This window comes from Fusobacteria bacterium ZRK30, from assembly GCA_024628785.1.
Lineage (GTDB): Bacteria > Fusobacteriota > Fusobacteriia > Fusobacteriales > Fusobacteriaceae > Psychrilyobacter.
Genome location: CP102405.1, coordinates 638439 through 661470, shown reverse-complemented (window position 1 = coordinate 661470; position 23032 = coordinate 638439). Strand labels below are relative to the sequence as shown.

Below are 23032 nucleotides of genomic sequence, written 5' to 3'. Positions count from 1 at the left end.
ACAATTTAGGGGTAAGTGCATCCCCTAATTTAGCTTGCAAAAATGAAGTTTTTGATGACAAAATAAATACCCATAGTATCACTGACATCGTTCTCAAAAGATCCTTTAACCTTATCTACCACAAAGACAAATATATCTCTAAAACTAATAAATAAATTTATATCTCCAGTCGGAACAACATAATAAAAACTGTCAAAGATAATAAAGGAATTTTAGAAATAAGATTGAATATACTGTTAGTTGTTATAAATTTAAAAAATAAATTATTAAGGATGGGACAATTATGAGTATAGAAAAATTAGAAGAATTGATGACACCGGAAGATTTCCGTGAATACCAAAGACTTTACTCTATGAAAGAGGACGTTTATTCTCCCCAATGGTATGCTATCCAAGATATGATGCAGAAAATTTTAGCAAAATATGGCCTAGATACCCCAGAAGACCCCTATGGAAGGGAAGATGAACGTGAAGAAGAAAAAATTTAAAAACAAAGATTGAAAATTATTATTTTGAAGTTCTAAAAATTATTTTAGAACTTCATTTTCACTTCAACCATTATTTAAGTTATATACTGTTTTCCTCAATAAAAAATCCTCCTAATCAACAGGTTTCACTCCATCAACTAAGAAGATTTAAATTAATTTTAACTAAATTCGAAAATTCCCTTATTCTACATTTTTTACAACTACTTTTTTCAACTTCTTTTTAATTTTTTCTTTGTATTCCTCAGTTAATTCTTCTCCATTTTTTATAACTATAGTTTTAACTACATCCCGGTCATTTAGCTCTTTTAACGATTTATAAGAGACCGAGTCATAGGCAGATACATCCATACTACCATCTAAAAACACTATTAAATCTGCATCTTCACGCATCACATAAAAGTCAATTATTTTAGCAGTTTTTAAAAATTTCTCATCTTCTGAAATTTGTAAAAAAGCTTCTATTGGAAGATGCCTTACAACTCTTGTGGTTCCATTTTCATATTTCACTTTTATATTTCTAGTTCTTATTTTTATGTCATTTTCTGAATTACACAACAATTCTGTTCTTACATCCTGTATACTATTCACTTTAATTTTACTCATACAAACCTCCTTATTTTACATCTATAGTAAAATATTAGAACTTTTTTTACTCTTTCTTTTTAAATTAATTATTCACTTTCTCATCTAATTTTTTTCCAGATTTAAACTTAATTAATTTTTTTGCAGAAATAGTAATCTCTTTTCCAGTTTGAGGATTTCTTCCTTTTCTTTCCTCTCTTTCAACCACTTTAAACTTTCCCCATCCTGTGAAATTCACTTCTTTTCCAGAGGTCAGCAACTCTCCTATAAGATCCATGAAGGCATTTAAATTTGTTTCGGCTTCCACTTTAGTTTTAAAAGTTCCCTTTTCTTTATAGAGAGAAATAAATTCTTTTTTATTTACAACTAATTTCTCCTCCACTTTTTCAACTGTGTAGAAACACCTTTTAGGAGAAATAATTTTTTCTTCCTTTTTCAAGGCTTTTAGAGCTTTGGTAACTTCCTTACTGTCAACCTTCAAAATCTTAGCGATATCCCCAGTCTTTAGTGGCTCAGATTTAAACAACAACTTTAAAATTTTTTCCTTCATAGGTTCATCCTCCATTTTTTTATATTTTAATACAATTATACCTCCATTTTACTCAATTGCAAGGGAAAAAGAAAAATAATTTATTAGTTGTTATTTCAGTAAAATAAGTATATAGTTATATTATGTAATACTAATGTTTTAGGAGGGATTTTATGGAAAATTTATATGATTTAATTATATTAGGTGCCGGTCCTGCTGGTCTGTCTGCCGGTCTTTATGGTGCCAGAGGTATGATGAAAACACTAATAATAGAGAAAAACATGCTGGTAGGAGGGCAGATTTCTACTACATCTGAGATTGAAAATTACCCCGGTGGAATGATATCTGAATCGGGAACCGAACTTACAATAAGGATGAAAAACCAGGCTGCAAATTTTGGATGTGAATTTAAGACCGACACCATCATCGATCTTGATTTAGAATCCAAGATAAAAACTCTAACAGGGGAATCAGGAATTGAGTACAAAGCCAAGTCCGTTATCCTGGCTACTGGAGCATCCCCTAGATTAGTTGGTGCTCCCGGGGAAAAAGAATATACCGGCAGAGGAGTTTCTTATTGTGCTACCTGTGATGGATTTTTCGTCAGAGATCTAGAGGTATTTGTAATCGGTGGTGGAGATACTGCAGTAGAGGAGGCTATCTTTTTAACTAAATTTGCTAAAAAAGTAAATGTAGTTCATAGAAGAGATAAGTTAAGAGCTGCCAAATCTATCCAGGAAAAGGCATTTAAAAATGAAAAAATAAACTTTATTTGGGATACTGTTGTAGAGGAGATGAAGGGAGACCCTATTAAAGGTCTTGAGAGTATCGTTTTAAAGAATAAGATAACTGGAGAAATCACAGAACACAGTGGTGGAGATAAACCAATCGGTGTCTTTGTTCTAGTTGGAAATGTCCCAAACACCGAGTTATTTAAAGACAAATTAGTAGTTAACTCTGGCAGATTCTTGATCACAGATGAAAAAACTCTAAATGTAAAGCTTTCTTCTACCGGAGATAATTTAGAAGGTGTATATGCTACAGGTGACTGCAGGGAAAAATTATTATACCAGGTTATAACAGCTTCTGCTGATGGTGCTATAGCTGCTGTAGTCAGTGAAAAATATGTAGAAGAAAAATTTAACTAATATATCTATAATTTTAGTTGTATTATAATCTAAACCATATTAAAATACATTAACATTTTATGACCTATTGAATATACAGGTCAAATCATATTTAAATTTATTTAAAGAGGTGGAGTTATGAAAAAAATACTATTGATAGGACTGTTAGTAGGAACTGCTACTACAGCCATGGCAGACAAGTATATAGAAACAAGAATCGGATTAAATGGTTTTGGAACCTACAACCATGATAACTCCAGCACTGTTTACAAAGAGAAAACTTCTGGTGTAGGAGTAGATTTTGCAGCGGAGATCATGAACTCTGTAAATGACAATTTATATCTAGGTGCCGGTATCGCCTACCAGATTAACCAGGAAAACAAGAAGGCAAACGATCCTTTATTCAGATCTGTTCCGGTTTATGGTGCATTAAAATATAAGATCGGATATTTAGGAGACTCTTCTTGGGAAACTTTCCTTAAAGCTAACCTAGGTTACTCATTTAATATGAAAGATGGAGGAGATTACACTCCTAAAGATGGATTATACTATGCTCTTGGTGGCGGAGTAGAAAATGATGGAGTAGTATTGGAAGTTGCATACCAGGACACCCGTTCTAAGGTGCACAAAACAAACTACGATTATTCTAGATGGACATTTGGAATTGGTTACAGATTCAGATAATTAAAAAAACATAACATTTCATTCAATCAGGAGTAATTATACGTTTTTTTATTTCTATAAATAATTTATAATTTTCTAAAGAAGTAAAAAGGAGTTAACCAGTAAAAAGACTGGTTAACTCCTTTTTTAATCAAAAGTTTATTTTACATTTTTTAAAATCACTGCTGTTCCCATTCCTCCACCGATACAAAGGGATGCTAGACCAAAGTTTACCTCTCTTTTTTTCATCTCATGGATAAGAGTTGTAGTAATTCTGTTTCCACTTGCTCCTACAGGATGTCCCAAAGCTATAGCTCCTCCATTTACATTGGTTTTATCACTAAACCAATCTAGAGTCACATCATATTGTCTGGTTAATTCTGTCATTACACCAAGAGATTGTGCCGCAAAGGCTTCATTTAATTCCAGTAGTTCAATCTCTTTTAGTGTCATTCCGGCTTTTTTTAAAGCATTGTTTACAGCAGGAACCGGTCCCATCCCCATGATAGACGGGTCCACTCCGCCCTGTCCTGTAGCCACAATCTCAACCAAAGGAGTCAGATCATATTTTTTTATCGCTTCCTCAGACGCCACCAGCATCACACTGGCTCCATCATTTATTCCAGAAGCATTTCCTGCTGTAACTGTTCCATCTTTTTTAAAGATAGTTTTTAATTTCCCTAATTTTTCTAAACTTGTTTTTCTGTTTGGGTGTTCATCAGTATCAAAAAGTACAGTTTCCCTTCTAGATCTTACCTCTATAGGTACTATCTCATCTTTAAATCTGCCGCTGTCTACAGCAGCTATAGCTCTCCTTTGAGATTCTATAGCAAAGGCATCTTGAGATTCCTTAGATAAATTGTATTTCTCGGCTATATTTTCAGCTGTAACTCCCATATGACATCCTTCAAAAGCATCTGTGAGAGCATCAAAAACCATATGATCTATAGTTTTAAAATCTCCCATCCTATGCCCGGATCTGGCAGATTCAGGGATTAAGTATGGTGCTGTAGACATAGATTCTACTCCTCCAGCCATTATCAGATTAGCTTCTCCAGATTTTATAGCATTATACGCTAACATCACAGTTTTCATCCCGCTTCCACAGATTATATTTACCGTGTATGCCGGAACTTCCACTGGAACTCCACCATCTATTGCAGCTTGTCTTCCCACTCCCTGTCCCTGACCTGCAGAAAGTACATTCCCCAAGATTACTTCATCTATATTTTTAGGATCTATCTTGGTTTCTTCAATTATATTTTTTATAACTGCTCCACCTAATTGTGCTGCTTTCACACCACTTAAACTTCCCATAAATCCACCTACTGCAGTTCTTTTAGCCGAAACTATATATACCTTTGACATATCAACACCCCTTGTAAAAACTCCTACCAGCTATAAAGTGAATTTTATAACTACTTTTCATTTTTTTTTACCTATAATCTCATTCCACCATTTGTACTGAGAGTATGTCCCGTCACATAACTGGCATCGTCACTTGCTAAAAATAATGCTACCTTAGCTACTTCTTCAGGCTGACCCAATCTACCTAACATTGTCTTTTTAGCGAATTTATCCAATAAATCCTGAGGAACAGTCTTTAATATATCTGTCATTACATAACCTGGAGCTATGGCATTTACCCTTACTGCTGCTCCTTTTCTAGCAAATTCCTTTGCCCATGTTTTAGTCAGACCAATAACTCCTGCCTTGGTAGCTGCATAGTTAGCCTGACCTACATTTCCATATTCTCCTACTACCGATGAAATATTAATTATAGATCCTGACCCTGAAGTCATCATATGAGGTCCTACAAATTTAGTCAGATTAAATACCCCTTTTAAATTAACATCTATTACCATATTCCACATATCATCTGTTATCTTATGAGTAAGTGCATCTCTAGTTATCCCTGCATTATTTACCAAAACATCTATTTTTCCATATTTTTCCAATACAAAATTAAATAATGTCTCACAACCTTTTGGATCTGTTACATTGAGTTTATATCCCTCAACATTTTCTGCCGTATAAGTTAAATCTCCCATATCTGCCGCTATTACCTTTGCTCCATTTTTAGCAAATAATTTAGACATCTCAGCACCTATTCCATTAGCTCCACCAGTTACTACACACACTTTTCCTTCTAATCTCATTTTTTACCCCCTCTTTTAATTTTTCTTCAATACTAATATATACTATAGTTTTTCTACTTTATAAACATTTTACAATACTTTTTTCTTGACTCATTCTATAAGTAAGGATATATTTACCTTCGTTTTCTTTTTTGAGAACTAATTCAATAAACAATAGAATATTACCACCATTTCCTGACTTAGTCAACTAGAAAACTTTTGAAAAAACATATATAACTGTAATTAAATAATACAAATAAACTATTTTTATTTACACTATAACGAAATTTCATGAATTAAAAATTTAATTCTATAAAAAAGCCTCTCATTCCTTTAATGAGCGACTATTCAAAAAAAATACTTTTTTTCGAAAAAAATGTTGACATCAGCAATAAAAAGTTATATAAACTTAGTAATAAATAATTTTTTTTATAACAAAAGTGAAAAAAATAACTTTTTGTAACAAAAGGGGGGGCATAAATTGAATTTTGGATTGAACGAAGAATACAAAATACTGGAAAAAATGATTGGTGAGTTCACAGAGAGAGAAGTCAAACCTATAGCTGGAGAGATCGATGAAGAGGAAAGATTTCCTGTAGAAACGGTGGAAAAAATGGCTAAGTTGGGACTTTTTGGTATTCCTATTTCTAAGGAATATGGAGGAGAAGGCGGAGATAATCTCATGTATTCTATGGTAGTAGAAGAACTATCTAAAGCTTGTGGAACTACAGGAGTAATTGTATCTGCACATACATCACTTGGAATGGCTCCTATCTATGAATTTGGTACAGAGGAACAAAAACAAAAATATTTACCTAAGATGTGTAGCGGTGAATGGCTTGGAGCTTTCGGATTAACAGAACCAAATGCAGGAACTGATGCTGCCGGACAACAGACTACTGCCTATTTAGATGAAGAAACTAATGAATGGGTGCTAAATGGTTCTAAGATATTTATTACCAATGCCGGCTATGCCCATGTTTATGTTATCTTTGCTATGACCGATAAATCTAAAGGTTTAAAGGGTATCACTGCATTTATTGTAGAAGCAGACAGAGATGGATTCAGTATTGGAAAGAAAGAGAAAAAATTAGGAATAAAAGCCTCAGCTACCTGCGAACTTATATTTGAAGATTGCAGAATCCCTAAAGAAAATTTATTAGGGGCTGTTGGAAAAGGATTTAAAATAGCTATGATGACCCTTGATGGGGGACGTATCGGAATAGCTTCTCAAGCACTTGGAATTGCCCAAGGTGCATTGGATGAAACTGTAAAATATGTAAAGGAAAGAGCTCAATTTGGAAGAACAATTTCTAAATTCCAAAATACTCAATTCCAATTGGCTGACATGGACACAAAGGTAGAGGCATCTAGACTATTAGTTAGAAAAGCTGCTGCGAAAAAAGATAAAAAAGAAAGGTATTCTGTAGAAGCTGCCATGGCAAAATTATTTGCTGCCGAAACAGCTATGGAAGTAACTACAAAAGCTGTTCAACTCCATGGAGGATATGGTTATACCAGAGACTATCCTGTAGAAAGAATGATGAGGGATGCCAAGATAACTGAAATATATGAGGGAACTTCTGAAGTTCAAAAAATGGTAATAGCAGGAAGTTTATTGAAATAATAAAATATAAAAATGGGGGATTTTATGAATATAGTAGTTTGTATAAAACAAGTACCAGATACCACAGAAATCAGATTAGATCCAATCAAAGGAACATTGATTAGAGATGGAGTTCCTAGTATTATAAATCCAGATGATAAGGCTGGTTTAGAGGAGGCTCTAAAATTAAAAGAGCTTCACGGAGCACATATCACAGCAATTACAATGGGACCTCCCCAAGCAGAGCAGGCTCTTAAAGAAGCTTTTGCAATGGGTGTAGATAAAGGAATATTATTGACAGACAGAAAATTTGCAGGTGCAGATTCCTTGGCAACTTCAAATGCCTTAGCAGGTGCACTAAGAAAATTAGATTTTGATATCGTAATCACAGGAAGACAGGCTATCGACGGAGACACAGCACAGGTTGGTCCGCAATTAGCAGAACATTTAGGATTACCTCAGATGTCATATGTAAAAGAGATGGATATCGTAGGTGAAAATTTAGTCAGAGTTAAAAGAGGGGTAGAAGATGGTTATCAATTATTAGAGGCCGAAACTCCATGTGTTCTGACTATATTATCTGAAGCTAATACCCCAAGATATATGTCTGTATCTAAAATAATAGAGGCAGTTAGAGAGAAAAAAATAGAAGTTTGGGATACTAGTATGATCGATATCAACTTAGAAGTTCTTGGACTTGCTGGTTCTCCTACAAAGGTAAAAAAATCATTTACCAAGGGAGCAAAAACAGCTGGTAAAATTCATGAAGTTACAGCACAAGAAGCTGTTACAATTATTGTAGATAAATTAAAAGAAAATTTCATTATATAGGTAGGGGGAACTATGAATTTAAACGAATATAAAGGCGTATATGTATTTATAGAACAAAAATCCAGGGAGATTCAAAATGTTTCCCTCGAACTATTAGGTAGAGGTAGAGGGTTAGCCGATACCTTAGAAGAGGAATTAGTGGCAGTATTTTTAGGAAATGAAATTAAAGACCAATGTCAGGATCTTATTTCACATGGAGCAGACAGAGTAATCTATGTAGATCATCCTAAATTAGATAGATATTTAACTGAACCATATGCCCAGGCACTTGATGCTATTTCAAAATTTGAAAAACCAAATATAATTTTAATCGGTGCTACTTCTACAGGAAGAGACCTGGCTCCTAGAGTATCTGCAAGATTATCTACAGGACTTACAGCAGATTGTACATCTCTCGAGATCTCAGAAGAAAGAGAATTACTTATGACACGTCCTGCTTTCGGTGGAAACTTGATGGCAACTATTGTATGCCCGGATCATAGACCACAAATGTCTAGTGTTAGACCTGGAGTAATGCAAAAGTTAGCTGTAGACAATACCAGAACCGGAGAGATCATAGAGTTCGGTGTAAACTTTGATGAAAGTAAATTTAAAGTTAGACTTATCGAAGAAGTAAAAGAAGCTAAACAATTAGTAAAAATTGAAGATGCTCATGTCTTAGTTTCTGGTGGTCGTGGAGTTGGAACTGCTGAAAACTTTAAAAATTTAGAAAAATTAGCTGATAATATCGGCGCTACAGTTTCTACTTCTCGTGCTATGGTAGATGCAGGAATCATGAGTCACGATAGACAGGTAGGTCAGACTGGAAAAACTGTTAGACCGGATATCTACTTTGCCTTGGGAATTTCTGGAGCTATACAGCATATTGCCGGGATGGAAGAATCTGAGTATATCATAGCTATAAATAAAGACAAGGGAGCTCCTATATTCAATACTGCAGATCTTGGTATTGTAGGAGATGTTAACAAAATTTTACCACTTTTAAATAATGAAATCAGTAAATTAGCTGAAAAGAAAGCATAGTCAGACACTTAGTGTAAGGGAAAAAGACCATGGACAAAATTAATTGTTTATGGTCTTTTCTTTCGTGTTATAATAGAGAGAATAATTAAGTATTAATTGGTATTAAAATAAATTGCTATTGGAGGAAATATGAAAAAAAAGACTAAACAGAAAATTATAGATTCAGCCATTGATCTTTTTTCAAAAGATTCATATGGAAAAGTTTCAATAGCTCAAATCTGTAAAAATGCAAAAATTTCAAATGGTATAATATATAACTATTTCAGAAATAAGGAGGAATTATTCACATACCTTTTGGAAGAAACCAGTAACAGAATAGAGGAGCAATTTAAAAATATTGAGGGGAAGGATCTTCAAGCCAGAATGGAGAATTTCATCCTTTTAAATTTCGATATAACCAAGAAGGAATTTCCCCTTATCAGAGTTTATCGTGAAGGGCAGTATAAATTTATCGAGTATGAGCAAAAACTCCGAAATGTTTACTTAGAAGCATTAAAAGTTGTTTATGGAAGGGAACTAAAGGAGTTAGAGTATCTATTCATAATGTCAGGTATAAGATATATAAATGTTAATTTTGTAAAAAGAGGCCTCGAGATAGATGAAAAGTTTTTAGCTCAAATCCTACTTCATGGATTCTTTAATGAGAGTGATTTAGAAGTAGAAACTTTTGAAGATATGGATTTTTATTTGAGAGTTTTGTTCAATAGCGGCAATAAAAAACACAAACTTTTAGAAGTTGGAGAAAAACTTTTTGGCGAGACAAATTATTACAAAGTTACCATAAATGATATTGCCGGAGAAGCCCAGATAGGCGTAGGCAGCTTTTATCATTTTTATGAAAATAAAGAGATATTTTTAAGGGAAATTGTAGAAAATTTAAAAAGGACAACCCTTTATTTTCTCAAAGACAATGTTCAAAATAATTTTTCTCAGAATGAGACTCATATACTGTTCCTCTATCTATTATTGGAATTTTATGGAAGATCTCCCCATAAATACGAACTTTTAAGAAGATCTGAGTTTATAGCTGAAGATATGGTAGTCGATTATAACCATTCCCTGGATGAACTCTATATAAAAACCATGGAAGGCCTTTCCTACAACTTTGAGGAAAAGAGAATAATCTCATCGGTCCTATTAGGAGTAGCTCATTATATGGGTATTGAATTTTTCTTTACGAATAATATCAAAGATAAAGGTGAATTTTTAAAGGAGATGAAGGGTTATTTTGCAAATGGACTGGCAAAATAATTAATAAGACCACATAAATTAAAAGAAATGAAATTTAGTCACTGAGTTACACAGAGAAAATATTGAGTTACACAGAGGAGCAATTCTGTGAATCTCTGATTTAAAGCTCCGTTAATCTCCGTGTCCAAAAATAAGAACTAAAAAAACGAAGGAGAACAAAAGCATGAAATTAATTGTAGGACTGGGAAATCCAGGAAGTAAGTATGATAAGACAAGACATAATATTGGATTCGATGTGATCGATTATTTAGCAGAGGAATTAGGAGTAACTAATTTTAGAGATAAGTTCAATGGTGATCTGGGAGAAGCTACCGTTGATGGGGAAAAAGTTTTTTTATTGAAACCTATGACATTTATGAACCTCAGTGGAGATTCTATCAGGGAAGTCGTAAAGTTCTATAAGTTAGATCCCATCGAAGATCTCATAGTTATCTATGACGATATGGATATTACATTGGGTAAACTTAAGATCAAGAAAAAAGGAAGAGCCGGGGGACATAACGGAGTCAAATCTATCATCTCCCACCTTGGAGAAGAATTTATCAGAATAAAATGCGGAATCGGAAAACCTAAAAGAACTGAGGAAGTTATAAACTTTGTTTTAGATACATTTAGTAAAAAAGATAGAATTGAAGAGATTGAACCTCTTATAGAAACTGCATCTAAAGCAGCTAAGTCTATGATCACTGCCAAAAGTATCGACAGGGTTATCGAAAAATTTAACAGAAAATAAAGCAACGTGACGTTGTATCCAGACTAGAATTAATTATAGAGTTTAAAGGTTTAATACATCCATAAATTTTATCGCAAAATTCTATTTTTACAGAGTAAACTATTAATATTTTGGTAATACAATTTACAAGTATAATTTTCTAGTCTATCAAAATATTTAAAAGAAAGGGAATAGGAGTATTTAATGAAATTACAAAAAAAATATGTTGCAGGACTGGCTATACTAGCCTGCCTACTCTGGTCCACTGCATTTGCAGGAGTTAAGATCGGATTTGAATATATGCCAAAACCGTTTACTTTTGCGGGACTCAGATTTACCTTAGCGGGACTTATCCTGATCCCCTTTGCCTGGAAAAGAGATAGTTTTAGTCAGCTGTTTCTCCATAGAAAGGTGATCACATATGTCGTTTTTCTCAATACTGCTGTGGGTTATGCCCTTTACTATATAGCCATGAGCTATGTAGGAGGAGCTACTGCTGCTATCGTTATTGGATCCGGACCGCTTATCACAGCCGTTATGACTCACTTTACTATGGCTGATGATAAAATAGACAGATATAAAGGGTTGAGTATATTGCTGGGATTGACAGGAATAGTTGTTATTATGATCAACTCCAAACCTCTGACACCAGTTGGTCAGAAGGAAGTTTTTGGAATCCTTCTGCTTCTGGCTAATTCTACTCTGACTAGTTTTGCCAATATAAAGGTAGCTCAGATAAAAAAAGGAATTTCAGGAGTATTTTTAACTACCAACCAAATGCTGTGGGGGGGACTTATCCTCCTAGGTATGGGAAGAGTTTTTGAAGGGGAAATTCAACTGAATCAGCCAGTTAATTTTTATATAGCTTTAGTTTGGCTGGCATTGGTCTCAGCTGTTGCTTTCTCTATCTGGTTCTTCTTGATACAGGTAGATGGAGTTAAAGTATCTGAACTGAATATGTTTAAGTTTTTTGTTCCTGTGTCGGGAGCTATCATCAGCTGGAGTATCCTACCCAATGAATCTCCTAACCTTATCTCATTTATCGGAATGGGATGTGTCTTTGGAGCACTCATAGTAAATCATAAATTTTCAAAAAAATAGTAAAGGAGAAGCTGACTGCTTCTCCTTTTTTATTTCTTAATATTTTTAGAGATAAAAAAATAGTTAGATCACATAGTGATCTAACTATTTATAATTGAATTATACTAATTCGATTATTGCCATTTGTGAAGAGTCTCCTCTTCTGATAGCAGTTTTCATAATTCTAGTATATCCACCATTTCTTTCAGTGTACTTAGGAGCTACTTCAGCAAATAACTTTGCTACAGTATCTTTGTCTCTTAAGAATGCAAGTGCTCTTCTTCTTGACGCTAAGTCTCCTTTTTTACCTAAAGTAACCATTCTTTCAGCAAACTTTCTTAATTCCTTTGCTCTAGTTACAGTTGTTTCTATTCTTTCTTCATTTATTAAAGAGATAGTTAAGTTCATTAACATAGCTTTTCTATGGTCTGATCTTCTACCTAACTTTCTATATGATTTATTATGATTCATTTTTAAGCTAGCCTCCTTTGCTTATAAGATTAATTAGAGGTATTGTTACCCTGTAAGTCAAATCCTAATTCTCTCATTTTGTCTAAAATTTCATCTAATGATTTTCTTCCTAAGTTCTTGATCTTTAACAATTCAGTTAATCCCATCTCAGAAAGTTGACCAACATCTTCAATTCCAGCCTTTTTAAGACAATTGAATGATCTTACAGTAAGATCTAACTCCTCAATTTTAGTTCCCGCTACATTGTTTTCAACAACAGCTGTTGCAGGCTCATCATTTAATTCTTCTTCATCTTGGTCTCTTAAGCTATCCATTCTGTCACCAATCTCTAAGAATGGGTTTAAGTGGAAACTTAAAAGCTCAACTGCATATGAAATTGCATCTCTGATTTCAACACTTCCATCAGTTGCAACATTTAATGTTAATTTATCAAAATCAGTTTGTCTTCCTACCATAGTATCTTCTACAGCATAAGAAACTTTTTTGATTGGAGTATATATTGCATCAACTGCGATATACTCTACAGACCAGTCTGTATTGTCGATCTCATCTGCAACTACAAAACCTTCTCCAGTATCAACAATAAATTCCATATCTACTTTTCTGTCAGTAGTAACTGTACAGATAATATGATCAGGATTTATTACTTCGATACCAGCATCAGGAATGATGTCAGCAGCTGTAACAACTCTTGGTCCTTCAATTGATAATGTCATTTTTTTCTCACCAGGCTCATCGGCTTTAACGATAATCTCCTTAACATTAAGGACAATATCAGTTACAGCTTCTTTAACGCCTTCCATAGTAGAAAATTCATTTAAAACACCGTCAATTCTTACACCTTTAATAGCTGTTCCTGGAATAGATGATAATAACACTCTTCTAAGTGCATTACCAATCGTATTTCCATACCCTCTATATAATGGCTCCACTACATAGCTTCCACCAAATTCACTAGTTTTTTCTTCTGTAATGTTTATATTTCTTGCTAATTTTTCGATCTTTAACATTGAATCACTCCTACATAAAATTTTGTGCTCTCAAAACTTATTATCTTGAGTAGAATTCTACGATTAATGCTTCATTTAATTCGAAGTCCATATCGTCTTTTGTAGGGTTTTGTAAGATTTTTCCAGCAAAGTTAGCTTTATCTAATTCAATCCATGAAGGAGCGTTAGCTTCCTCAATTGCAGATTTGATAAGCTCAACATTTTTTGAATTTTCTATAACTGCTACAACATCTCCAGCTTTTACTCTGTAAGACGCGATATTTACTTTTCTTCCATTTACAGAAACATGTCCATGAGATACAACTTGTCTAGCTTGTCTTCTAGTTGAAACAAACCCCATTCTGTATACTACATTTTCTAATCTTCTCTCTAAATATTGAATTAAGTTAAGACCAGTTACTCCGTCTTTTCTTGATGCTTCTTCATATAACTTTCTGAATTGCTTTTCCATTACAGCATATACGAATTTCGCTTTTTGCTTCTCTCTTAATTGAATAGCATATTCAGTTGGTTTTTGATTTGCATTTGGTCTAGGACCTCTGTTTGATTTTTTATTTATACCTAAAACTATTGGATCCAATCCAAGAGCTCTACATCTCTTTAATACAGGCTGTCTATTAATTGCCATTGACCTATATCCTCCTTTATTTCTTATTTTAACTCCGATAATCAGAATTCGTTTTATCTACGATAATTTTGAATAAGTGAACTACACTCTTCTCTTTTTAGGTGGTCTACATCCATTATGTGGAACTGGTGTAGCATCAACAATTTTTGATACTTCTAATCCAGCTGCTTGTAATGATCTGATAGTAGCTTCTCTTCCAGAACCAGGTCCCTTCACTCTTACTTCTACCTTTTTCATTCCATGCTCCATAGCTGCTTTAGCTACTTCTTCCGCTGCTATTTGAGCTGCGAATGGAGTTCCTTTTTTAGTGTTCTTGAATCCTGAAGTTCCTCCAGATTTCCAAGCTACAACTCTTCCTTCAGTATCTGTGATAGCGATGATAGTGTTGTTAAAAGTTGAATGTATATGAGCTATTCCTAAAGGAATATTCTTTAATTTCTTCTTAGTCTTAACTGCGCCTCTTTTCTTAGCCAAGTTAACTCCTCCTTACTTAAATTTTTCTATATAATTAGATTTATTATTATTATTATTTCTTATTAACTGCTTTCTTTGGTCCTTTAACAGTTCTTGCATTAGTTTTAGACTTTTGCCCTCTTACAGGTAAGTTTGCTCTATGTCTAGAACCTCTGTAACATCTGATGTCTAATAATCTCTTGATATCAAGTCTGATGTCTTTTCTTAAGTCACCCTCAACTTTAATTCCGTCAACTATAGCTCTGATCTTGTTTAATTCTTCTTCAGTCATATCTTTAACTCTAACATCAAAACTGATTCCAGCTTCTGTTAAAACTCTTTCTGAAGTTGTTTGTCCGATTCCAAAGACATAAGTTAATGCGATTACGATTCTCTTATTTCTAGGGATATCTACTCCTGCTACTCTTGCCACGTATTTTCCTCCTCGTTTACTTTATATATCGCTTGGTATAATAACCAGCTAAACACTTTCCTCGACATGCCTTTTGATTACTCCGAATTTTCACCCAAAAGTACCGCCCCTACGGGTCAACATATCTTTACAGTACGCGTTTTTCAAATGTGTGTTGCTTTCAATTACCCTTGAACTTGCTTGTGCTTAGGATTAGATTTACAGATTACTCTGATCTTTCCGTGTCTTTTAATAACTTTACACTTATCGCAAATAGGCTTTACTGATGCTCTTACTTTCATTTGAAACCTCCTCTCACAAAAAAATTATTTTTTTCTGTAAACAATTCTCCCTCTTGATAAATCATAAGGTGAAACTTGAACTAATACCTTATCTCCAGGCAAGATTCTAATGTAATGCATTCTCATCTTTCCTGATATGTGACCTAAAATCACATGTCCGTTCTCTAATTCTACTTTAAACATAGCATTAGGTAACGTTTCAAGTATTACTCCTTCTAATTCTATTACGTCTTGTTTCGCCATACTTCCTCCTCGAAACTTATTGTTAATACCGAATTATTATATCATAAGTCACACAAGAAGTCTACTTTTTATTTTTGTTTTGCTCTATTTTTTTTAGTTTTCAACAAAGATAAAAGTATTGTTCTACAGTTCTGTTGCTATATTGTTCAAAAACTCTATTTTACTAGGTTAGATCTAATATTTATAATCAAAATTTTATTTTTCATATCTACTTAAAACTAGTGGTTTTCCATCTACAATAGCCACTGAATGTTCGAAGTGTGCACTTCTTTTTCCATCTCTAGTTACAGCTGTCCAACCATCATCTAGAATTCCTACCTTATAAGACCCCGAATTCACCATAGGCTCTATAGCGATCACCATTCCTTCTTCTAGTTTTATCCCTCTGCCTTTTCTTCCAAAGTTCATTACCATAGGATCTTCATGCATAGCATGTCCTACTCCGTGCCCGCAAAAGTCTCTTACCACTGTAAATTTATTTTTCTTTACATGAGCTTCTATTGCATTTCCTAAATCTCCTAATCTGTTCCCAGCATAGCATTGCTCTATACCTATTTCCAGAGCTTCCTTTGTTACTTCTAATAATCTCTTTGATTCCTCATCGATCTCTCCTACAGGAAATGTAATAGCCGAATCTCCATAGTAACCATCTAGGTTAGTTACAGTATCGACACTGATTATATCTCCTTCCTGTAAGATCCTGTTCCCGGGAATCCCATGTACTACCTCTTCATTTACAGATAAACAAGAACCTGCCGGGTAAGCATTTTGCGGTCCTCCTACACCTATAGTTGCAGGAATAGCTCCCTGGCTTCTGATATAATCCTCTATTATTACATTGAGCTCATTTGTTGATACTCCTGGAACTATCTTACTAGGTAATATTTCATTGTACAATCTAGCGATTATCTGGTTTGCTGCCTTTATTTTTTCTATCTCTTCCCTTGTTTTAATTGTTATTGACATCTTATCCTCCTTACACTCTCTTTATTTTAATTAAATATAATAAAAAGAGAATTAACTCTTAATTGCTACCTAATAAAAAAGGTGAGCCACCTCACCTTTTTTAGATAACTTTATCCTAATATTTTAAATATATCTTCCTTTACTTCTGAAACGTCTTTTGTTCCATCTACTTCTGCCATTACTCCTCTAGTAGTATAGAAGTCAAATAATGGTGCTGTTTGAGCATGGTATGAAGCCAATCTATTTACAACAGTCTCAGCTGTATCATCTTTTCTTATGATCAATGCTTCTCCACAGTAGTCACAGATATCTGTAGATTTTGGTGGATTAAATTCAACATGGAAAGATGCTCCACATTTAGGGCATACTCTTCTTCCAGTAATTCTATCTACAATCAGTTCATCAGGTACATTTAGAGATATTACTCTATCCAACGATATTTTCATATCCTCCATCAATTTTTCCAATGCCTCTGCCTGAGGTATTGTTCTAGGGAATCCATCTAAGATAAATCCTTCTGCACAATCTTTTTCAGCTAATCTATCTCTTATTATTCCGATGATAGTTGAATCTGGTACTAACTTCCCCTCATCCATAAATTTCTTAGCTTCTAATCCCATCTCTGTTCCAGCTTTTATAGCCGCTCTCAAAATATCTCCTGTTGAGATTTGAGGTATATCGTATTTCTCTATTAGAAATTTTGCTTGCGTACCTTTACCGGCACCTGGTGCTCCAAATAACATGATATTCATTGAATAATCACTCCTTAAATTTATTATATTTCACAGGGCATTATACTATATATCTGTTATTTTTAACACCCCTTTATTTTCCCTTTCCCAACTTTCATCTTACCTTTATTTTACCATTTTATTAGTTGACTTTATCTTAGCTGTATTCTTTTAGCAGTTCTATTATATCAGCACTGCAACAGACACCTTTTGGATTATTCTCCTCACAATTAGAGTTTTTCATAGCTCCTGTTATTTGTATTACTTCCTTGAAAGTTTTAGCTCCTCCAAACACAGCAGTAACTATGTCTCCCTTGGTTACCTTGTCACAATAACAGATATATTCATACATCTTTTTCTCTATAGGAGTTTTTATTTTTTTATCTTCCTTTAATTCAATTCCAGAATTATCTCTTATATCCCCTCAACAGCTTGCTGCCGACTCTGCTTTTCGCCCTCTTTTTAAAGTTTCCAATAATTCCTTTACTTTTACCTCTATCAACTCTATACATCTTTCCTTGTCATCTACATCCTCTAATTCAAAATTTACTACTCTATCAGCCATATAGATCGGACAATCTATATTACACCCCATCTTTACCAAAACATCTAATTTTTTAGGTAAGGTATCCATATCTTTAGGAAAATAACCATCCATAGAATAACCTTTGGATTCCATTATTTTCTTCCCTGCTTCATTTAGTTTTTCAGCCGGCTTTGTTCCTGCTGAAAAAATCTCAAAAGTTCCATCATTAAATTCATTTCCAAACCTTTCACCTATGATAGATTTAAAGGAATTTCCGTTACATACAAATGCTATTTTCATCTCCTGCACCCCTTTTTTTTATGATAATAACAGTTTATTATACATCTATTCTATATGCAATAAAATCTAAAATTTAATTTAATAAATATTCCTTGCTTTTATAATTAAAATAACTTAATATATAAGCAAATAATTATTTAGTTAAATACTTAAGGAGGGATTTTATGAATAACATTGATTTCCAAGCTCGAATATTCAAAGCTTTAGGTCACCCGTTAAGATTAAAGATCTTAAAAAAATTAGTAGATGGAGAACTTTGTGTATGCAAATTAGTAGATGACACTGAATTTACACAGGCAAATCTATCTCAGCATCTAAAAATTCTCAGCAATGCAGGTCTGATTGTCAAAAGAAAGGAAGGAAATTATTCCCACTATCGTATATCAGATGATAAAACTATCGATCTTTTGAGTAACTGTGAAGATTTGGCTACCAACTACATCAAAAAACTTTTATAACTAACGACCCTCATCTAAATTCCCCTCATAAGGAAAATAGAGAGGCAGTTTGGAGGAAATATGAAAAAAAAATATGATTTAACCGAGGGGAATATTCTCTATAAATTGACCCTTCTTTCCCTGCCTATCATGGGGATGTCATTGATTCAGATGGCATATAATATGATAGATATGATTTGGATTGGACGATTGGGAAATGGAGCTGTAGCTGCTGTTGGTACAGCTGGATTTTTCCTGAAATTCGGATTTGCAATAACAGCCCTTATCTTTATAGGAACAGGGATCAGAACATCCCAGTCTGTAGGAGAAAAAAATTATAAAAAAGCAAACTCCTACGCCGAAACATCTATCATCAATACCATGGGTCTTATTGCGGCCTTTATAGTTTTGATTCTGATCTCCAGATACCAGCTTATAGGATTTTTTAAATTAAATAATCCAGCAATTGAAAAGATGGCAGTCGATTATATGTCCATCACAGCTTTCGGGATATTTTTCTCCTCTTTGTCATTGGTTTTCACACGAATATTCAATGGTCATGGAGACAGTAAAACACCATTTTTAATAACCAGTATCGGGCTTATCTTAAATATTATCTTAGACCCCATATTAATCTTTGGATTATTTGGATTTCCAAAATTGGGGGTAGTAGGAGCTGCCATAGCCACAGTCTTGGCCCAGACAATAGTTTCTACTATTTTATTTATCTATCTTAGAAAAAACTACCAGATATTTACTCGTGGATTCATATATGATATGGAAAAAACCAGAGATATTATAAAGATTGGTACTCCTATAGCTGCCCAAAGAATTCTTTTTACAGGATTCTCTGTATTTATCGCAAGGATTATAGCCAATTGGGGAGCAGATGCCATAGCTGTCCAAAGAGTAGGGGTACAGATAGAATCTATTTCATGGATTACAGCAGGAGGGTTCCAAGGAGCATTGGCTGCCTTTGTAGGACAAAACTATGGAGCTAAAAAATATGACCGAATAAAAAAAGGATACTTCAATGCCATTGGGATAATCTCTGTTTTAGGAGTCTTTGTAAGTTTTATCCTGATAGTCTTTCCAGAGCCTATATTCAGGATATTTTTACAGGATGATTATATAGTCAGTTTAGGAGCTAATTACCTACGAATATTAGGGGTATCCCAGTTATTTATGGTAGTTGAGATGACCACTGTAGGAGGATTCCAGGGTATCGGAAAAACATTGCCTCCATCTATTGTAAGTATAATCCTTACAGGAGCTCGTATACCTATGGCTCTCCTATTATCTGCCACAGTGTTAGAATTAAATGGTATTTGGTGGAGTATTACTATAAGTAGTATTTTCAAAGGGATAGCTCTTCCAATTTGGTTTATGATCCATTTAAAAAGATTTAAAGAAGAAAAAACTTTAGTCACAAATTAAAAATAGCATAAATAATTAAAAACAATCAAAATCTAGACAGTATAAAAAAGAGGGAGGGCAGAAATGAAAAAATTAATGGATATTATAAATGATAAAAAATTAAATAGATTTTTAACTAGATGCAATTTTGGGATAGAAAAGGAAAATGTCAGGGTAGATTCTAGCGGTCATCTTGCTATGACAAAACACCCTGATATTTTTGGAAATAAATTAAAAAATCCATATATTACAACTGATTTTTCCGAGAGTCAGGTAGAGATGATCACTCCCTCTATGGATACCATCGAGGAAACTTATAATTTTTTAGATAGTTTACACGATATTGTGAGTCTTGAACTAAAAGACGAGTATCTCTGGCCTCAAAGCACTCCTCCATCGCTCCCAGACGAGGAGGATATTCCCGTTTCTACATTTGAAGAAACCTGTGAAGGGAATCGGGCTCAAAAATACAGAGATTATCTCTCGCAAAAATATGGTAAACAAAAGCAGCTTTTATCGGGAATCCACTATAATTTTTCCTTTAAAGATGAATTTTTAGATCTATTATACAAAGAGTCTGAAAGTTCTGATTTTAAATTATTCAAAGATGAGATCTATCTAAAGATTTCGAGAAATTTCTTTAAGTACAGATGGATCCTTATATACTTATTTGGAGCTAACCCAAGTATCCATGGTACGTATAGTAGAAAATGTGTGGATATGTTAGACGAAGTAGCTCCCGATTCATTCTCCTATACCTCAGGTAACTCTTTTAGAAACGGGATGTGCGGGTATAAAAATAAGGAAGTATTCAATATTCCTTACAATTCCAGAGCAGAATATGTAGAAAATATCAAAAAATTGATCTCTCAGGAAAAATTAATCAGTGAAAAGGAATACTACAGCCCTATCAGATTAAAAGCTAAAGACAATACAAACTTATTGAAATCCATCGAAGAAGATGGAATTGAATATTTAGAAGTCCGGTTATTAGACCTAAACCCCATGATAAAAACAGGAATTTCCATAGATCAGCTGTACTTTGTACACCTATTCCTATTGTTCTGCCTATTTACAGATGAAGACAGTCTCACAGAAAAAGAGATGTGGGAAGGAAATAAAAATCATGACCTCGTAGCCCACTATGGCAGAAAGGTGGATCTGGAATTATTTGATGGAGGAGAATTTAAATTTTTAAAGGATTTAGGATTAGACATTATTTCAAAGATTGAAATGATTGTAGAGAACTTAAAAATTTCCAATTTAAATTATTCAAATACTCTCAGAGAGGCCTTGGAATCATTCCACAATACCGATCTTCTTATCTCGAGTCAAATCGAAAGGGGGATCAGGGAGGAAGGATTTATAGATTTCAACCTGAATTTAGCTAAAAAATACTATAAAGAAAGCCAGATCGATAACTTCTCTCTAAAAGGGTATGAAGATTTAGAGCTTTCTACCCAAATTTTACTTAAAGATGCTATTAAAAGAGGGGTTAAATTTGAGATCTTAGATCGAAAGGAAAATTTTATCTCACTGACTAAGGGTGGAAAGACAGAATATATAGTCCAGGCTACTAAAACTTCCTTAGATTCATATAGCACTGTCCTCATCATGGAAAATAAATTGGTGACTAAAAAGATATTGGAAAAGAATCAGATAAAAGTTCCTAAAGGAGGATATTATACCAATTCACAGGATGCTATAGATGACTTTTATAGATATCAGGGCACTAAAACAGTTGTCAAACCTAACTCCACTAATTTTGGATTGGGGATAACAATCCTTCCCAAGGAATTTACTTTGACAGATTATAAAACTGCCCTAAATTTTGCCTTTGGAGAGGATGATTCTATCCTGATAGAGGAATTTATAGAGGGGAAGGAATATAGAATCTTTGTATTAAAGGATAAAGTTGTAGGAATCCTTCACAGGGTCCCGGCAAATGTTGTAGGAGACGGAAAACACTCTATCAAAACATTGGTGGAAGAAAAAAATAAAGATGTTTTAAGGGGAACAGGTTATAAAAAACCCCTGCAAAAGATAAATCTAGGAGAAGCTGAGGAGACATTTTTAGCAAGTCAAAATTTAAACTTTGACTATATACCGAAAAAAGCTGAAACTATATACCTCAGAGAGAACTCAAATATCAGCACTGGGGGAGACAGTATCGATTTCACCGATGATATTTTGGATGAATATAAGCAGATTGCCATAGACTCAGCTAAAGCTGCAGATGCTACTATCTGCGGTGTGGATATGATGATAAAAGACATAAAAGAGATTCCAAATGACAGTAATCACGGGATAATCGAGATCAACTTTAATCCCGCTATCCACATTCACTGCTACCCATATAAAGGTAAAAATAGAAAATTAGGAGAAAAGATCCTGGATAGTTTAGGGTTTTAAAAAAAAAAAGGAATTGAGGCAGCTGCCTCAATTCCTTTTTTAATAATCAATCCATTTTTTTCCTTCTATACTGTAAACATATCCATTTGGAGTTGCCCTTGGAGATAAAAATAGCAATGTCTCATCATCATCTATTATCATAGGCAATGTTTTATTAAATGATTGTTCTCCCTGTTCATTATTTTTATATACATGGGACAGGGTTAAATTCATATTATATTTAATAGGTGAATTAGGATCTGTCTTCGGATCCTTTCTTGATCCTCCTACCCATATATCTCCATCGTCCTCTTTAAATATTTTTCTGCTTTTTTTATCTAACCTATCTCTGAATTCATCATAGGTTATTGTAATATTATTTGTATCAGTATTTACCATCTTCTCAAAAGATATTGTGCTTATCGCTGTTCTTCCTGTTCCTAAAGCTGCTATTACCTTTGCATCCTTTCCCTTAGCCAATTGCTCCCTTAGTTTAGGTGCCAACGTTGTTGCTAAAATACCAATTACAGCTATCACTACCAACAGCTCTATCAGAGTAAATCCTTGCTTTAATTTTTTCATACTCTCCACCATAATACTTAGTTATATTCATACTATTATAATACTATAAATAAATACTAATAAAAAGGAGATTTTTTTATTACCCAGGAAATAAAAAAGAGTTTGAGATATTTCTCAAACCCTTTAAATATTTTC

28 protein-coding genes and 1 pseudogene are annotated in these 23032 nt (G+C 33.8%); 12 read left to right on the top strand and 17 right to left on the bottom strand.

Annotated features, from left to right (window positions below; translation table 11 throughout):
* The first annotated feature begins 283 nt into the window (after positions 1-283).
* Positions 284-487, top strand: a complete 204-nt coding sequence (locus NRK67_08295; protein UUV19422.1) for a hypothetical protein — start codon at positions 284-286, stop codon at positions 485-487.
* A 180-nt stretch (positions 488-667) separates the two neighbouring features.
* On the opposite strand, the gene NRK67_08290 is transcribed toward NRK67_08295, so the two are convergent.
* The 3 genes and pseudogenes from NRK67_08290 to NRK67_08280 form a co-directional block, all read right to left on the bottom strand.
* Positions 668-1090, bottom strand: a complete 423-nt coding sequence (locus NRK67_08290; protein UUV19421.1) for a hypothetical protein — start codon at positions 1088-1090, stop codon at positions 668-670.
* Between the two features lie 64 nt (positions 1091-1154).
* Positions 1155-1451 (bottom strand): HU family DNA-binding protein, encoded by a 297-nt coding sequence (locus NRK67_08285; GenBank protein ID UUV19906.1) that lies wholly within the window; start codon positions 1449-1451, stop codon positions 1155-1157.
* 57 nt (positions 1452-1508) lie between these two features.
* Positions 1509-1619 (bottom strand): annotated as a pseudogene (locus NRK67_08280) (MarR family transcriptional regulator).
* Positions 1620-1771: 152 nt separating this feature from the next.
* Here NRK67_08280 and NRK67_08275 point away from each other — a divergent pair.
* Positions 1772-2746, top strand: coding sequence for an FAD-dependent oxidoreductase (locus NRK67_08275; GenBank protein ID UUV19420.1), 975 nt, complete (start codon positions 1772-1774; stop codon positions 2744-2746).
* A 117-nt stretch (positions 2747-2863) separates the two neighbouring features.
* Entirely contained in the window at positions 2864-3409 is a 546-nt protein-coding gene (locus tag NRK67_08270; GenBank protein ID UUV19419.1) for a porin family protein, read from the top strand.
* 138 nt (positions 3410-3547) lie between these two features.
* Here the strand turns inward: NRK67_08270 and NRK67_08265 are convergent, their stop codons facing one another.
* Both NRK67_08265 and NRK67_08260 read right to left on the bottom strand, forming a co-directional pair.
* Positions 3548-4756 (bottom strand): acetyl-CoA C-acetyltransferase, encoded by a 1209-nt coding sequence (locus NRK67_08265; GenBank protein ID UUV19418.1) that lies wholly within the window; start codon positions 4754-4756, stop codon positions 3548-3550.
* A 71-nt stretch (positions 4757-4827) separates the two neighbouring features.
* Positions 4828-5547 carry a beta-ketoacyl-ACP reductase gene (locus tag NRK67_08260; GenBank protein ID UUV19417.1) on the bottom strand — a complete coding sequence of 240 codons (720 nt, stop codon included), beginning with the start codon at positions 5545-5547 and terminating at the stop codon, positions 4828-4830.
* Positions 5548-6007: 460 nt separating this feature from the next.
* Between NRK67_08260 and NRK67_08255 the strand changes: the two genes are divergently transcribed.
* The 6 genes from NRK67_08255 to NRK67_08230 all read left to right on the top strand — a co-directional run bounded on the left by NRK67_08255 (position 6008) and on the right by NRK67_08230 (position 12050).
* Positions 6008-7153, top strand: coding sequence for an acyl-CoA dehydrogenase (locus NRK67_08255; GenBank protein ID UUV19416.1), 1146 nt, complete (start codon positions 6008-6010; stop codon positions 7151-7153).
* Between the two features lie 24 nt (positions 7154-7177).
* On the top strand, positions 7178-7963 hold the full coding sequence (locus NRK67_08250; protein ID UUV19415.1) for an electron transfer flavoprotein subunit beta/FixA family protein: 786 nt from the start codon (positions 7178-7180) through the stop codon (positions 7961-7963).
* 12 nt (positions 7964-7975) lie between these two features.
* Complete coding sequence (locus tag NRK67_08245; GenBank protein ID UUV19414.1) at positions 7976-8986, top strand: electron transfer flavoprotein subunit alpha/FixB family protein; 1011 nt, start codon at positions 7976-7978, stop codon at positions 8984-8986.
* 129 nt (positions 8987-9115) lie between these two features.
* A complete protein-coding gene (locus tag NRK67_08240) occupies positions 9116-10237 on the top strand; it encodes a TetR/AcrR family transcriptional regulator (protein UUV19413.1) in 1122 nt (373 codons plus the stop codon).
* A gap of 163 nt (positions 10238-10400) precedes the next feature.
* Positions 10401-10970 (top strand): aminoacyl-tRNA hydrolase, encoded by a 570-nt coding sequence (gene pth, locus NRK67_08235; GenBank protein ID UUV19412.1) that lies wholly within the window; start codon positions 10401-10403, stop codon positions 10968-10970.
* A 183-nt stretch (positions 10971-11153) separates the two neighbouring features.
* Positions 11154-12050: a DMT family transporter gene (locus NRK67_08230; GenBank protein UUV19411.1), complete on the top strand. Its 897-nt coding sequence runs from the start codon at positions 11154-11156 to the stop codon at positions 12048-12050.
* 99 nt (positions 12051-12149) lie between these two features.
* On the opposite strand, the gene rplQ is transcribed toward NRK67_08230, so the two are convergent.
* The 11 genes from rplQ to NRK67_08175 form a co-directional block, all read right to left on the bottom strand.
* On the bottom strand, positions 12150-12500 hold the full coding sequence (gene rplQ / locus NRK67_08225) for a 50S ribosomal protein L17 (GenBank protein ID UUV19410.1): 351 nt from the start codon (positions 12498-12500) through the stop codon (positions 12150-12152).
* Between the two features lie 29 nt (positions 12501-12529).
* Positions 12530-13510, bottom strand: a complete 981-nt coding sequence (locus tag NRK67_08220; protein UUV19409.1) for a DNA-directed RNA polymerase subunit alpha — start codon at positions 13508-13510, stop codon at positions 12530-12532.
* Between the two features lie 40 nt (positions 13511-13550).
* Entirely contained in the window at positions 13551-14138 is a 588-nt protein-coding gene (rpsD, locus tag NRK67_08215) for a 30S ribosomal protein S4 (protein UUV19408.1), read from the bottom strand.
* Positions 14139-14219: 81 nt separating this feature from the next.
* A complete protein-coding gene (rpsK, locus tag NRK67_08210) occupies positions 14220-14612 on the bottom strand; it encodes a 30S ribosomal protein S11 (GenBank protein UUV19407.1) in 393 nt (130 codons plus the stop codon).
* A gap of 52 nt (positions 14613-14664) precedes the next feature.
* Positions 14665-15024 (bottom strand): 30S ribosomal protein S13, encoded by a 360-nt coding sequence (rpsM, locus tag NRK67_08205; GenBank protein UUV19406.1) that lies wholly within the window; start codon positions 15022-15024, stop codon positions 14665-14667.
* 164 nt (positions 15025-15188) lie between these two features.
* Positions 15189-15305 carry a 50S ribosomal protein L36 gene (gene rpmJ, locus NRK67_08200; protein UUV19405.1) on the bottom strand — a complete coding sequence of 39 codons (117 nt, stop codon included), beginning with the start codon at positions 15303-15305 and terminating at the stop codon, positions 15189-15191.
* Positions 15306-15329: 24 nt separating this feature from the next.
* On the bottom strand, positions 15330-15548 hold the full coding sequence (gene infA / locus NRK67_08195; protein UUV19404.1) for a translation initiation factor IF-1: 219 nt from the start codon (positions 15546-15548) through the stop codon (positions 15330-15332).
* Positions 15549-15743: 195 nt separating this feature from the next.
* Positions 15744-16514 carry a type I methionyl aminopeptidase gene (gene map / locus NRK67_08190; GenBank protein UUV19403.1) on the bottom strand — a complete coding sequence of 257 codons (771 nt, stop codon included), beginning with the start codon at positions 16512-16514 and terminating at the stop codon, positions 15744-15746.
* A 110-nt stretch (positions 16515-16624) separates the two neighbouring features.
* Positions 16625-17266 (bottom strand): adenylate kinase, encoded by a 642-nt coding sequence (locus tag NRK67_08185; protein UUV19402.1) that lies wholly within the window; start codon positions 17264-17266, stop codon positions 16625-16627.
* Positions 17267-17402: 136 nt separating this feature from the next.
* Positions 17403-17597, bottom strand: coding sequence for a (2Fe-2S)-binding protein (locus NRK67_08180; GenBank protein ID UUV19401.1), 195 nt, complete (start codon positions 17595-17597; stop codon positions 17403-17405).
* A gap of 72 nt (positions 17598-17669) precedes the next feature.
* Entirely contained in the window at positions 17670-18071 is a 402-nt protein-coding gene (locus NRK67_08175; protein UUV19400.1) for a hypothetical protein, read from the bottom strand.
* Positions 18072-18235: 164 nt separating this feature from the next.
* Between NRK67_08175 and NRK67_08170 the strand changes: the two genes are divergently transcribed.
* From NRK67_08170 to gshAB, 3 genes are all read left to right on the top strand, one after another.
* Positions 18236-18529 carry a metalloregulator ArsR/SmtB family transcription factor gene (locus NRK67_08170; GenBank protein ID UUV19399.1) on the top strand — a complete coding sequence of 98 codons (294 nt, stop codon included), beginning with the start codon at positions 18236-18238 and terminating at the stop codon, positions 18527-18529.
* Between the two features lie 60 nt (positions 18530-18589).
* Positions 18590-19945, top strand: a complete 1356-nt coding sequence (locus tag NRK67_08165; GenBank protein UUV19398.1) for an MATE family efflux transporter — start codon at positions 18590-18592, stop codon at positions 19943-19945.
* A 63-nt stretch (positions 19946-20008) separates the two neighbouring features.
* The gene (gene gshAB / locus NRK67_08160) at positions 20009-22336 is read left to right on the top strand and encodes a bifunctional glutamate--cysteine ligase GshA/glutathione synthetase GshB (GenBank protein ID UUV19397.1); all 2328 of its coding nucleotides are present in this window, start codon (positions 20009-20011) and stop codon (positions 22334-22336) included.
* A 39-nt stretch (positions 22337-22375) separates the two neighbouring features.
* On the opposite strand, the gene NRK67_08155 is transcribed toward gshAB, so the two are convergent.
* Entirely contained in the window at positions 22376-22897 is a 522-nt protein-coding gene (locus NRK67_08155; protein ID UUV19396.1) for a type II secretion system GspH family protein, read from the bottom strand.
* Positions 22898-23032: the final 135 nt, after the last annotated feature.

What these genes read in the sequence shown, in the direction of transcription:
- NRK67_08275 (UUV19420.1), top strand. Translation starts at nt 1,772, where the DNA reads ATGGAAAATTTATATGATTTAATTATATTAGGTGCCGGTCCTGCTGGT.
- NRK67_08230 (UUV19411.1), top strand. Translation starts at nt 11,154, where the DNA reads ATGAAATTACAAAAAAAATATGTTGCAGGACTGGCTATACTAGCCTGC.
- NRK67_08245 (UUV19414.1), top strand. Translation starts at nt 7,976, where the DNA reads ATGAATTTAAACGAATATAAAGGCGTATATGTATTTATAGAACAAAAA.
- NRK67_08260 (UUV19417.1), bottom strand. Translation starts at nt 5,547, where the DNA reads ATGAGATTAGAAGGAAAAGTGTGTGTAGTAACTGGTGGAGCTAATGGA.
- NRK67_08290 (UUV19421.1), bottom strand. Translation starts at nt 1,090, where the DNA reads ATGAGTAAAATTAAAGTGAATAGTATACAGGATGTAAGAACAGAATTG.
- NRK67_08185 (UUV19402.1), bottom strand. Translation starts at nt 17,266, where the DNA reads ATGAATATCATGTTATTTGGAGCACCAGGTGCCGGTAAAGGTACGCAA.
- NRK67_08155 (UUV19396.1), bottom strand. Translation starts at nt 22,897, where the DNA reads ATGAAAAAATTAAAGCAAGGATTTACTCTGATAGAGCTGTTGGTAGTG.
- NRK67_08170 (UUV19399.1), top strand. Translation starts at nt 18,236, where the DNA reads ATGAATAACATTGATTTCCAAGCTCGAATATTCAAAGCTTTAGGTCAC.
- pth (UUV19412.1), top strand. Translation starts at nt 10,401, where the DNA reads ATGAAATTAATTGTAGGACTGGGAAATCCAGGAAGTAAGTATGATAAG.
- NRK67_08175 (UUV19400.1), bottom strand. Translation starts at nt 18,071, where the DNA reads ATGAAAATAGCATTTGTATGTAACGGAAATTCCTTTAAATCTATCATA.
- rplQ (UUV19410.1), bottom strand. Translation starts at nt 12,500, where the DNA reads ATGAATCATAATAAATCATATAGAAAGTTAGGTAGAAGATCAGACCAT.
- NRK67_08250 (UUV19415.1), top strand. Translation starts at nt 7,178, where the DNA reads ATGAATATAGTAGTTTGTATAAAACAAGTACCAGATACCACAGAAATC.
- rpmJ (UUV19405.1), bottom strand. Translation starts at nt 15,305, where the DNA reads ATGAAAGTAAGAGCATCAGTAAAGCCTATTTGCGATAAGTGTAAAGTT.
- gshAB (UUV19397.1), top strand. Translation starts at nt 20,009, where the DNA reads ATGAAAAAATTAATGGATATTATAAATGATAAAAAATTAAATAGATTT.
- NRK67_08265 (UUV19418.1), bottom strand. Translation starts at nt 4,756, where the DNA reads ATGTCAAAGGTATATATAGTTTCGGCTAAAAGAACTGCAGTAGGTGGA.
- NRK67_08180 (UUV19401.1), bottom strand. Translation starts at nt 17,597, where the DNA reads ATGTATGAATATATCTGTTATTGTGACAAGGTAACCAAGGGAGACATA.
- NRK67_08295 (UUV19422.1), top strand. Translation starts at nt 284, where the DNA reads ATGAGTATAGAAAAATTAGAAGAATTGATGACACCGGAAGATTTCCGT.
- NRK67_08240 (UUV19413.1), top strand. Translation starts at nt 9,116, where the DNA reads ATGAAAAAAAAGACTAAACAGAAAATTATAGATTCAGCCATTGATCTT.
- rpsD (UUV19408.1), bottom strand. Translation starts at nt 14,138, where the DNA reads ATGGCAATTAATAGACAGCCTGTATTAAAGAGATGTAGAGCTCTTGGA.
- NRK67_08270 (UUV19419.1), top strand. Translation starts at nt 2,864, where the DNA reads ATGAAAAAAATACTATTGATAGGACTGTTAGTAGGAACTGCTACTACA.
- NRK67_08165 (UUV19398.1), top strand. Translation starts at nt 18,590, where the DNA reads ATGAAAAAAAAATATGATTTAACCGAGGGGAATATTCTCTATAAATTG.
- infA (UUV19404.1), bottom strand. Translation starts at nt 15,548, where the DNA reads ATGGCGAAACAAGACGTAATAGAATTAGAAGGAGTAATACTTGAAACG.
- map (UUV19403.1), bottom strand. Translation starts at nt 16,514, where the DNA reads ATGTCAATAACAATTAAAACAAGGGAAGAGATAGAAAAAATAAAGGCA.
- NRK67_08220 (UUV19409.1), bottom strand. Translation starts at nt 13,510, where the DNA reads ATGTTAAAGATCGAAAAATTAGCAAGAAATATAAACATTACAGAAGAA.